11 protein-coding genes are annotated in these 9,677 nt (G+C 69.4%); 2 read left to right on the forward strand and 9 right to left on the reverse strand.

The features are described 5' to 3' along the window. Positions 1 to 116: 116 nt before the first annotated feature. A complete protein-coding gene (locus ACY0I8_RS13380) occupies positions 117 to 437 on the reverse strand; it encodes a hypothetical protein (RefSeq protein WP_461395151.1) in 321 nt (106 codons plus the stop codon). Positions 438 to 733: 296 nt separating this feature from the next. Between ACY0I8_RS13380 and ACY0I8_RS13385 the strand changes: the two genes are divergently transcribed. After that, positions 734 to 1,075, forward strand: a complete 342-nt coding sequence (locus tag ACY0I8_RS13385) for a hypothetical protein (RefSeq protein WP_461395152.1) — start codon at positions 734 to 736, stop codon at positions 1,073 to 1,075. Positions 1,076 to 1,269: 194 nt separating this feature from the next. Here the strand turns inward: ACY0I8_RS13385 and ACY0I8_RS13390 are convergent, their stop codons facing one another. The 5 genes from ACY0I8_RS13390 to ACY0I8_RS13410 form a co-directional block, all read right to left on the reverse strand. Beyond that, a complete protein-coding gene (locus ACY0I8_RS13390) occupies positions 1,270 to 1,686 on the reverse strand; it encodes a DNA polymerase III subunit chi (protein ID WP_461395153.1) in 417 nt (138 codons plus the stop codon). 293 nt (positions 1,687 to 1,979) lie between these two features. Next, a complete protein-coding gene (locus ACY0I8_RS13395) occupies positions 1,980 to 3,119 on the reverse strand; it encodes a radical SAM protein (protein WP_461395154.1) in 1,140 nt (379 codons plus the stop codon). Next, positions 3,116 to 3,895, reverse strand: a complete 780-nt coding sequence (locus ACY0I8_RS13400) for an acyl-CoA dehydratase activase (RefSeq protein WP_461395155.1) — start codon at positions 3,893 to 3,895, stop codon at positions 3,116 to 3,118. Before ACY0I8_RS13400 ends, ACY0I8_RS13395 begins: the two co-directional genes overlap by 4 nt. 4 nt (positions 3,896 to 3,899) lie before the next feature. Continuing rightward, positions 3,900 to 5,141, reverse strand: a complete 1,242-nt coding sequence (locus ACY0I8_RS13405) for a 2-hydroxyacyl-CoA dehydratase subunit D (RefSeq protein ID WP_461395156.1) — start codon at positions 5,139 to 5,141, stop codon at positions 3,900 to 3,902. Positions 5,142 to 5,229: 88 nt separating this feature from the next. Further along, positions 5,230 to 6,171 (reverse strand): enoyl-CoA hydratase/isomerase family protein, encoded by a 942-nt coding sequence (locus tag ACY0I8_RS13410; RefSeq protein WP_461395157.1) that lies wholly within the window; start codon positions 6,169 to 6,171, stop codon positions 5,230 to 5,232. Between the two features lie 148 nt (positions 6,172 to 6,319). Here ACY0I8_RS13410 and ACY0I8_RS13415 point away from each other — a divergent pair, with 148 nt between their 5' ends. Next, complete coding sequence (locus ACY0I8_RS13415) at positions 6,320 to 6,880, forward strand: chalcone isomerase family protein (protein WP_461395158.1); 561 nt, start codon at positions 6,320 to 6,322, stop codon at positions 6,878 to 6,880. A 414-nt stretch (positions 6,881 to 7,294) separates the two neighbouring features. On the opposite strand, the gene ACY0I8_RS13420 is transcribed toward ACY0I8_RS13415, so the two are convergent. The 3 genes from ACY0I8_RS13420 to trpD all read right to left on the reverse strand — a co-directional run. Then, a complete protein-coding gene (locus ACY0I8_RS13420; protein ID WP_461395159.1) occupies positions 7,295 to 7,927 on the reverse strand; it encodes a phosphoribosylanthranilate isomerase in 633 nt (210 codons plus the stop codon). A gap of 139 nt (positions 7,928 to 8,066) precedes the next feature. After that, positions 8,067 to 8,858 carry an indole-3-glycerol phosphate synthase TrpC gene (gene trpC / locus ACY0I8_RS13425; RefSeq protein ID WP_461395160.1) on the reverse strand — a complete coding sequence of 264 codons (792 nt, stop codon included), beginning with the start codon at positions 8,856 to 8,858 and terminating at the stop codon, positions 8,067 to 8,069. Next, positions 8,855 to 9,677 (reverse strand): anthranilate phosphoribosyltransferase (gene trpD / locus ACY0I8_RS13430; RefSeq protein ID WP_461395161.1); only part of this gene is annotated, 823 nt, incomplete at its 5' end. The genes trpC and trpD, both read right to left, overlap by 4 nt.

The raw sequence follows: 9,677 nt of genomic DNA on the forward strand, positions 1-9,677 counted from the left end.
ACCCCCAGCTCACGCTGCCGGGGTTCGATGTTGGACAGCTGAATCGCACGGCGGTGTAGGATGACCGCCCCAAACCGCGGCAGAAGGCCCTCTCCGGGCACTTCCCGGGACCTCTGTTATTCGTTTTTGGACAGCAGTGGTAAAACCCAAATGGCAACGCCTGCGACAGCCCCGGCAATAACCAGCGACCCCGGACGGAGATCTTTAATGAGAATCGAATCATAACGATATTGCCTAAGTCGATAGCGCGCAGCATCAAACGCAACACTTGGAAGGTCAGGAAATTCATCTTGTATAATGGAGAGCTCCTTATTCTCTGATTCGTAGACTGATTTATTCAAAGCATCCACTATCTTACGGAACACAGAATAGGGAATTTCTTCCGGCCCCATTTGATGAAGCCTTAAAACGATTTCGATGCCGAGTCCTTCACTCATGGTTGATTTCCATTTCCTTGATTACGCATAACAGGGGATTAGGCCGACGTCGGCCTAATCCGTTCGGGTTGATTTCGGCCCAACATGCTGTCGATTTCGCTTTGCTGGCGCTCCGCGGAGGCGCGTGGGGCAGGAGGTGTTCCGTGGCCCGTTCGAGGCAATTCCCTTCGGATACAGTCGATGCGTTTTGGCGCAGGTACCGCGCTCACCTGAAGCGGCGAGGCGTGTACGGAAAGGCCCTTGAATGAATGGTGGGCAGGGCGCGGCAGTTCATAACCGGGGGGCCGGGAGGACGGTTGCTTGATCGACGAGCCGACGACGTGGAGGCGTTTTTTGTCGGCCTGCTCAGGAGCGGCCATCTGGACGACTGGCAGGTGGCCCAGGCGGTGGATGCGGTGCTGGCTTTGTACGAGGTGGCGGGTCTGCCCGCGTGGGCACGATCGTTCCCCTGGGGCAAGTGGCGGGAGCCCCCCCTGCACTTCCCCCGCCGCTTGACGCCCACAGGTGTGGGCGCCCGCACCGAGCCGAGACGCCGGCGGTTCCGCGATAGTCTGAACGCGAAAGCGCTCCACCGCGCATTTCCCGCCGACTTCGGCGATCCCGCTGCCCGACGAGAACCGTTCCAACCCACCCCCTAACGCAAAACGGCCGCAAGCGCCTCGCCGGGCGTTGCGGCCGTACGTGGTCTTCGGGTTGTGATGTCGGGACATCGCCACCCCCGGTCGATTTCCCTACAAAACCGAATTTTATTCCTATACAGGCACGCGTTCGTCCGTGTCAAGTTGAAAAGGGAGGGCAGTTTGGAGGGGGGATGGCCGCCCGTCGCCTGACATCAGCCTTTGTGGAACCGGACGTCGAAGCCGGCGGCGCGGAAGGCCTTGAAGCGGGCCCGGGCCGGGCCGACCCGGTCGGGGAGGTCCACGGGGGCGAAGTCCACGACCCGGTCGAAGCCCTGGAGGTCGGAGGGGGAGGCGTCGCGGGCGAGCACGAGGCAGGTGGCGGCGTTGGGGTTTCCGGGCTTCCAGCCCACGGCCACGGGCTCCTCGACCCGCTCCTCCCCCTGCCACAGGGCATGGGGCACGAACGAGTCCTCCCGGAACTCCCACAGGAGGTCGTCGAGGTGCCGGGCGTCGGCCTGGGATTCGGCCCACACGTACACCCGCAGGCCCGCCTCGTAGGCCCGCTCCACCGTGTCGCACAGGGCCAGATCCCAACGGGGGCCCTTCACTTCGAAGAAGTCGATGCGCATGGGCTACTCTGCTGGGAGGCTGGGAGGCTAGGAAGCTGGGACGCTGAAAGGCGTCCCCCCCTCACCCTGCCCTCTCCCCCGTCTCGGGGGCCAGAGTTCGGAATTCAGAGGACAGAACCCGATCGGTACGCCGACGACCCCCGGATCGGGATCGGATGGGCCCCGCCTTTTCGGGTCTGGCGTGCGGAACGAGGCGGGTGGGAAGGGCGGGCTCAGCCGTTGGGACAAAGGGGGTTGAGCCTCCTAGCCTCCCAGCTTCCTAGCTTTCTAGCTTTCTAGCTTCCCCGCCTTTCTCACACAAACCTGAGCATCATGTCCCGGCAGGCGTCTTCGACCCGGTCGGGGCCGTAGGAGCGCACCACCTCGGCCAGGATCGCCTCGGCCCGGGCGCGGATCTCGGGGATCTCGAGGTCGGCGAGCCCGTTCACGAGCCCGGCCCGGCGGGCCACCTGGTAGAGCCGCTGCTCCCCCGGGTCGAGGTTGAGGAACGCGTCGCACCGGGCCAGCAGGGCCTCCTTCTCCTCGGGGAGTTGGCCCTCCAGGTCGCCCAGGAGGTTCATGATGTGGTCGCTCACGAGCCGGCTGTGGATGCCGTCGAGCGCCTCGATGAACCGCCGGATCTCGGCCACGATCTCGGCGTCGGTCTGGCGGGTGAGCCGGGCCTCGGGCCCGTGGAACTCCTGCCAGAGGTCGATCTTGGGGCCCAGGGTCAGGGTGCGCAGCCGGATGAAATCGGGGTCGATGGCGTTGAGGACCCGGGCCGAGTCGAGGGCGTGGCCCTCGCTCATCTCGCGACCGCCGAGCCCGGGGATGATGTATTCGCTGAGCTCGAGCCCCGCCTCCTTCACCTTGCGGCCGGCCTTGATGTGGATCTCGCTCGTCGCGCCCTTCTTGATCAGCTCCAGGAGCGGGTCGTGGCCGGTTTCCATGCCGATGTGGATCCGGGTGAGCCCGAGTTCGCCGTAGGAGCGCAGCACCTCCACCGGCAGCCGGGCCACGGTGCGCGACCGGGCATAGGTGGTGATCCGCTCGACCTCTGGGAACTTCTCCCGGAACCGAGCGAGCACCCGCCGGAGGTTCTCGGGCTTCATGACCAGGGAGTCGGCGTCCTGCAGGAACGCCGTGCGGCCCCCGTTGGCCAGCGCGTTCGCCACCATCCACTCGGCCTCGGTGGTCACGAGCCCGCGGGCCACCAGGGCCCGGGGGCCGTCGGAGCCCATCTCGGCCCGGAGCCGATCGCGGATGCGGGCCATCTCGTCGATCTGGGCCTCGATCTCCTCCACCGGCCGCAGGCTGAACTTGTGGCGCTTGTAGGTTCGGCAGAACCGGCACCGGTTCCAAGGGCAGTTGCGGGTGAGGCGCAGCAGGTAACTGCCCGCCTCGCTCGGGGGCCGGATCGGCCCGATCTCGAAGGGAACCGCGTCTTGGCTCATGGGTCCGCGCCCAACTCCTCGCGGGCCACCAGGGCCGCGCCGAACGCGCCCAGGAACTGGGGATCGGGGGGCACCTCGACCCGGGCCCCGGTGCGCTCGGCCATGAGTTTCGCCACGATCGGAAACGCCGCCACCACCCCCCCGCTCATCACGATGAACTCCCCCAGGGGCCCCATCTCCACCACCCGGGCGATCACCGAGTTGAAGATGCCCCGGCAGAGGTTTTCGGGCTCCTCGCCCTCGCGGATCAGCTTGATCACCTCGGTGGCCGAGAACACGGTGCAAAACGAGGCCAGGGTAATGTCGCGGGTGGCCCCCTCGGCCAGGGCCTCGATCCGCTCCAGGGGGATGTCGAGCCGGTGGGCGATCTCCTCCACGAACGCCCCCGTACCGGCCGCGCACTTGCGGTTCATGAGGAAGTTGGCCACCGTGCCGTCGCGGCGCACGTGGATGATCTTGTTGTCCTGCCCCCCGATGTCCACCACGTCCATCTCCCGGGGGAAGAAGTGGTACGCCCCCTTGGCGTGGCACGAGATCTCGGTGCGCCGGGCGTCGGCAAAGGGCACGTTGCGCCGGCCGTAGCCCGTGGCCACGGTGCAGGCCACCTCCGGCACCCCGGCCTTGGCCAAGACCTCGTCCCGGAGCGCCGCGGCCGCCTCCTCGAACCGGATGCCGGTGCGCCGCAGGGCCCGGGCCGCCACCCGGCCCTCGGGGTCCAGGAGCACCGCCTTGGACCAGGACGACCCCAGGTCGAGCCCCAGCACGTGGGCGGCCATGGGCCTAGCCCCCCACGGCCCGGGCGGGCCCGAGCTGCTCGATGAACGCCTCGATGTTCGTTTTGGCCTGCTCCTCCGAGAAGCACCGGAGGTCGTTCAGGTCGCCGTAGATGATGATGAACGGCACCCCGGTCTTCTCCTTGAGCCGCTGGGGCAGGCCGTAGCGGGTGTTGGAGTTGTGGGGGCAGGTCTTGGCGTCGTGGTACACCACGCCGTCCACCTGGAACTCCCGCAGCAGCCGGGCCATGATCTCCTCCTTGGCCGCGTCGGAGCGCACGATGAAAAGCTCCAGGTAGGCCCGGGCCATGCTCTCGAAGGGCTCGTCCGGGTCGAAGGCGTCGAACACCCAGGAGTTGCAGTAGGTGCTCACGACCACGGCGGTCCGGAGCTCCTGGAAGAAGAGCGCGAGGTCCCGGAGCTTGCCCCACACGGGCATGCCCTCCCAGTAGAGCCGGTGGCGCTCGCCCTCCACCGCGGCCACGCCCTGGGCCACCCGCTCCTTGAGTTCCGCGAAGAGCTCCTCGTAGAACGCCACGGCCTCGGGAGTGCCCCGGAGCACCACGGCCGGCCCCATCAGGATGCAGGCATCGAAGAAGGTCAGCGGGCTCGGCCGGTGGCTCGCCTGCCACAGGCACTCCTTCCACAGCCGGGAGGTCTGGGCCGAGAGCCGCATGACCTCCCGGAACCGGTCCAGGTCGAACCGCCGGCCCGACACCTCCTCCAGGGTGGGGATGAGGGCCTTGTACTGGGCCACCATGGCGCCCACGTGGGCCCCGGTCACCTCGGTGACGCCCGTGGGCGAGTTCACCCCGATCACCGGCACCCCGAAATGGCGGCCGTAGAACGAGAACCAGTCCTGCACGTCGCGGCACTGGTTGGTGTTGTACACGAGCACGTCGGGCCGGGGCACCCCCTCGAGCCCGTAGGCCCTCTGGAGCGGGGTTTCGCCGGCCAGGAAGGCCCCGATGTCGGAGGTGAGGTAGCTGCAGATGTCGGGGCTGTAGCCCACCGCGTTGGCGAGCGGGATGTACTTCTCGGCCGACCGGGTGGCCCCCAGCATGGCCCCGTGGTTCTCGGGGTAGTACACGTGGAACCCGAAGCTGTGCAGCAGCTCGGCCGGCCCCACGCTGGTGCACCAGGCCACCTTTTCGTTGGGGTCCTTGGCCGCCGCGTCCACGTCGCGGAAGTGGCCGGCCATGAGTTCCTTCATGCGCTTCTGGGCGCGAAACGGCTTGATCTCGGGCATGGTTGTCTCGGCTCGAAAGCTGGAAGGCTGGAATGCCGCAGGTCGTTCGTCGTTGGTCGTTGGTCGCGGGAATCCCCCGGCCGGCGCGTCACTCGCCCGTGAACGCGGGGCGGGACTTCTCGATGACGCTCTTGAGGCCCACCAGGGCGTCTTTGGTGGCGAAGATCGCCGGAAGCTCCGAAAGCTCGAGCTCCAGGGCCTCGTCCAGGTCCTTGCCCAGGCCCTCGTCGATGATCCGGTTCGCCACCTGGACCGCAAGGGGCGCCTTTCGCGACACGGCCTTCACGGCGGCGGCCACCCGCTCGTCGGCGTTGGGGGCCTTGCCGGCCAGGACCTCGGCGATGTGGGCGTCGGAGAACGCCTCGGCCACGGGCTCCCACCCGGCCGGCACCTGCTTGGGGGCGTACTTGTCCCGGATCTCGCCCTTTTCCACCAGGTCGCGGATGAAGGCATCGGCCTCGGCCGCCGGGGCGAAGTACCCGGCCAGGCCCAGTTCGTGGGCCGTCTTGCCGTCGAGAAACTGCCCGGTGAGCACCAGGTACTTCCCGAGTTCCTTGCCCACGATCCGGGCCGTGCGCTGGGTGCCCCCGAGGCCCGGGAAGATGCCGATCCCGGTCTCGGGCAAGCCGAAGGTGGCCCGGTCGGTGGCCACGATGGCGGCGCAGGCGATGGCCAGCTCGGTGCCGCCCCCCAGGGCCAGGCCGTCCACCTTGGCGATGACCGGCTTGGGGCTCTTCTCGATCTTTCGCAGCACCTTCTGGCCCTTGCGGGCGAAGGCCGCGATGTCGTCGATCCGGCCGGCCTCGATGTTGTCGAGGAAGAACTTGATGTCCGCGCCGGCCACGAAGGCCTTGTCGCCCGCCCCCTGGATCACCAGGGCCTTCACGTCGGGCCGGGTCACGGCCTGGTCGAACGCCGCCTCCAACTCGGCCACCACCGCCCCGTTCAGGGCGTTCAGGGCCTTGGGCCGGTTGATCGTGAGCGTGGCGATGCCGTCCGAAACCTCCACGAGCACCAGGTTCTCCGCCATGGCCGATCCTCCCATCTCCCGCTTGCTGGTTGAAAAGAAACCACGATCTGGTGAACACTCACCGAGCGGCCCGCCGGAAGCACGCGCCGGCCGGGCCAGCGGGTCCTACATTACAAGATGCGTGCCTTCCGTTGAAAGGAGGATTCCCATGCGCCGTGCCCTCGCCCTTGTCCTGTGCCTCGCCCTCCTTGCGCCCGCCGCGTTCGCCGCCGAACTCGCGGGCGTGTCGCTGCCCGACACGGTGACCGTGGAGGGCCAGACCCTGAAACTTCAAGGCCTGGGGCTCCGGAAGAAGTTCTTCTTCAAGGTATACGTGGGGGCCCTCTATCTCGCCACCCCGACCTCCGACGGCAACCAGGCGGCCCGGGCCGACGAACCCAAGCGGATCGTCATGCACTTCCTGCGCGACGTTGGGGCCGACAAGCTCAAGGAGGCGTTCGAGGACGGCTTCTTCAAGGCGGCCCAGGAGCGGCTCGACGCCCTGCGGCCCCGGATCGACCGGTTCCTCTCCCTGTTCCCCGAGGAGGTGGAGGAGGGGCAGGCCGTCTCCCTGACCTACCTGCCCGGGAAGGGCACCCAGGTGGAGATCGGCGGGGAGATCAAGGGCACGATCGAGGGCCGGGACTTCATGGAGGCCCTGTGGCTCATCTGGCTCGGCGACGTGCCGGCCGACGCCGACCTCAAGAAGGGGATGCTGGGGCTCAAGTAGCCGAGGTTCCGTTCCGCAAGACCCTAACTCCGTTCCTGCGGTGGGGATGGGGGTTCCGACGAAGCGCGACGGCCGAGCGGACCGCGCCGAGGCGGCCCCCGCGAGGCCGTTCGGCGAAGGAGGGGCCCCCAGCCCCACCCCCGCGGGTATGCGGGAACGTGCGAACCAGGGCACTAGGCGGCTTGGCGGCCGGGCAGCCGGGCGGCCACCCCCTGGAGACGCGCGCGGGATCCGGCGTGCCGCCCCCCGGGGAAGGGAGCGGATCGCCGTCCGATCGCCTATCACCACGGCGGCTAAACGGAAGCGCTTCGACGCGTGGGGCCTGCTGGAGCGCCGGGCGTGGCTCCTACAGTGGCCGGATGCCGCACTCGCGCCCGGCCGGAACCAGTCCCCCACCCGCCCCCGCCCAGTACGCTAGCAATAGCGGCCCAACGGCTCCGCGTCGGCCCGGCGGACGGCCTCCAGGAACGCCCGGAGCTTTGCCGGGTCCTTGACCCCCGGCCGGGCCTCGGTGCCCGAGGCCCCGTCCACCGCCCAGGGGCGCACGGCCCGGATCGCCTCGGCCACGTTTTCGGGGGTGAGCCCCCCGGCGAGCACGATCCTCCCGAACCGCTTGGCCTCCCGGGCCAGGCCCCAGTCGATGGTGCGGCCCGTGCCGCCCCCGGGCGCGTCCAGGAGGAAGGCCCGGCACCCGGGGTACCGGGCCAGGGTCTCCAGGGACTCGGAACCGGTCACGCCCACGGCCTTGAGCACCGGCACCCCGAGCCCCGCCACGTAGTCGGCGTCCTCCCTGCCGTGGAGCTGGGCCAGGTGGAGCCCGCAGGCGCGGACGATCCCTCGGACCTCGTCGGCCGGCTGGTTCCGGAACACCCCCACCGCCGTGACGAACGGCGGAAGCTCCTCCACCACCCGGGCCACCACCTCGGGATCGGCCGGCCGCTTGGTGCCCGGCGCGAACACGAACCCCAGGGCGTCGGCCCCGAGGTCGGCCGCCAGGAGGGCGTCGTCGCGCCGGGCGAGCCCGCAGACCTTGACCCGGGTTCTCATGGGCCGCGCCCCTCCCGGGGCCGCGGGCTGGAAGGCCGGAACGCCGGAGCGCTAGGACGCCGGACCCGTTTGGGGCCGCACCTTTCGTTCCGCCCCGTCGGGGGGACGGTTCGGGCTCTGGCTTGGCTCGGAGCCGGCCTCATGCCCCGCGCTCCACGAGGCGCCGCAGGGCCTCGCCCGGGTCGGGGGCCGTGACCAGGGCCTCCCCGATCAGGAAGGCCCGCACCCCCAGGGCCTCCAGCTCGTCCAGGTCCGCGGCCGACCGAAGACCGCTCTCGCTCACCACGACCCGGTCGTCCGGGATCCGGGGCAGGAGCCGCCGGGTCACCTCGAGGGAGACCTCGAACGTGGCGAGGTTGCGGTTATTGATGCCCAGAAACCGCGCCCCGCTCACGAGGGCCAGGTCGAGCTCCCCCTCGTCGTGCACCTCCACCAGGGGCTCCACGCCCACGATCCGGCACAGGTCCACGAACTCCCCGAGCCGCGGGCCCAGGACGGCCGCGATGAGGAGCACGAGGTCGGCCCCCCAGGCCCGGGCCTCCCAGACCTGGTAGGGGTCCACCACGAAGTCCTTCCGGAGCACGGGGATCTCCACGGCCTCGCGCACCGCCCGGAGGTCCTCGAGGCTCCCCCCGAAAAAATCGGGCTCCGTGAGGACCGAGATCGCGAACGCGCCGGCCTCGGCGTAGGCCCGGCCCAGGGCCGCCGGGTCCAGGTCGGGCCGCAGGTCCCCCTTGGAGGGGCTCCGGCGCTTCACCTCGGCGATCACCGCCCGACGGCCCGCGGGCCAGGCCGCCAGCCGATCCCGCGGGGCCTCCCCGCGTCGGCCCCGGCCGCACCGGTCCCACAGGAACTCCAGGGGCACCTTCTCCTGGGCCTCGGCCACCCGGCGGCGCCGGACGGTCACGATGCGGTCGAGGATCGTGGTCATCGGTTCGTGATCTCCACGAGCTGCTCCAGCTTCTGGAGCGCGCGGCCCGAGTCAATGGCGTCCTGGGCCATGCGGATGCCCCACATGAGGTCCTTGGTGGCGCCGGCCACGAGCAGCGCCGCCCCGGCGTTCAGGACCACCACGTCGCGGCGGGGCCCTTTTTCGCCCTCCAGGATCCCCCGCACGATCCGGGCGTTCTCCTGGGCGTTGCCGCCGTGGATCGACTCGGGCGGGGCCGAAGAGAGCCCGAACTCCTCGGGGGTGATCTCGAACTCCTCCACCTGGCCGTTTCGCAGCTCGGCCACGTGGGTGGGCCCCGTGATGGTGATCTCGTCGAGCCCGTCGGAGCCGTGCACCACGAAGGCCCGCTCGCTCCCGAGCCGCTGGAGCACCCGGGCGAGCTTGCCCGTGAGATCCTTGCGGTACACACCGAGCACCTGGCGGCTCGCGCCGGCCGGGTTCGTCAGGGGCCCGAGCACGTTGAAGATCGTCCGGATCCCCATCTCCCGCCGCACCGGGGCCACGTGGCGCATGGCCGAGTGCAGGAGCGGCGCGTACAGGAACCCGATCCCGATCTCCCGGATGCAGGTCTCCACCACCTCGGGGGTCACGTCGAGGTTCACCCCCAGGGCCTCGAGCACGTCGGCGCTGCCGCACCGGCTTGACACGGCGCGGTTGCCGTGCTTGGCCACCCGCACCCCGGCCGCGGCCACCACCAGGGCCGTGGTGGTGGAGATGTTGAAGGTGTTCGTGTCGTCGCCCCCGGTGCCGCAGGTGTCGAGGATCGACTCGTACTCCACGTTGATCTCGTCCCGGTCG

This window comes from Deferrisoma sp. (assembly GCF_054681715.1).

What these genes read in the sequence shown, in the direction of transcription:
- ACY0I8_RS13380 (WP_461395151.1), bottom strand. Translation starts at nt 437, where the DNA reads ATGAGTGAAGGACTCGGCATCGAAATCGTTTTAAGGCTTCATCAAATG.
- ACY0I8_RS13390 (WP_461395153.1), bottom strand. Translation starts at nt 1,686, where the DNA reads ATGCGCATCGACTTCTTCGAAGTGAAGGGCCCCCGTTGGGATCTGGCC.
- ACY0I8_RS13395 (WP_461395154.1), bottom strand. Translation starts at nt 3,119, where the DNA reads ATGAGCCAAGACGCGGTTCCCTTCGAGATCGGGCCGATCCGGCCCCCG.
- ACY0I8_RS13400 (WP_461395155.1), bottom strand. Translation starts at nt 3,895, where the DNA reads ATGGCCGCCCACGTGCTGGGGCTCGACCTGGGGTCGTCCTGGTCCAAG.
- ACY0I8_RS13405 (WP_461395156.1), bottom strand. Translation starts at nt 5,141, where the DNA reads ATGCCCGAGATCAAGCCGTTTCGCGCCCAGAAGCGCATGAAGGAACTC.
- ACY0I8_RS13410 (WP_461395157.1), bottom strand. Translation starts at nt 6,171, where the DNA reads ATGGCGGAGAACCTGGTGCTCGTGGAGGTTTCGGACGGCATCGCCACG.
- ACY0I8_RS13415 (WP_461395158.1), top strand. Translation starts at nt 6,320, where the DNA reads ATGCGCCGTGCCCTCGCCCTTGTCCTGTGCCTCGCCCTCCTTGCGCCC.
- ACY0I8_RS13420 (WP_461395159.1), bottom strand. Translation starts at nt 7,927, where the DNA reads ATGAGAACCCGGGTCAAGGTCTGCGGGCTCGCCCGGCGCGACGACGCC.
- trpC (WP_461395160.1), bottom strand. Translation starts at nt 8,858, where the DNA reads ATGACCACGATCCTCGACCGCATCGTGACCGTCCGGCGCCGCCGGGTG.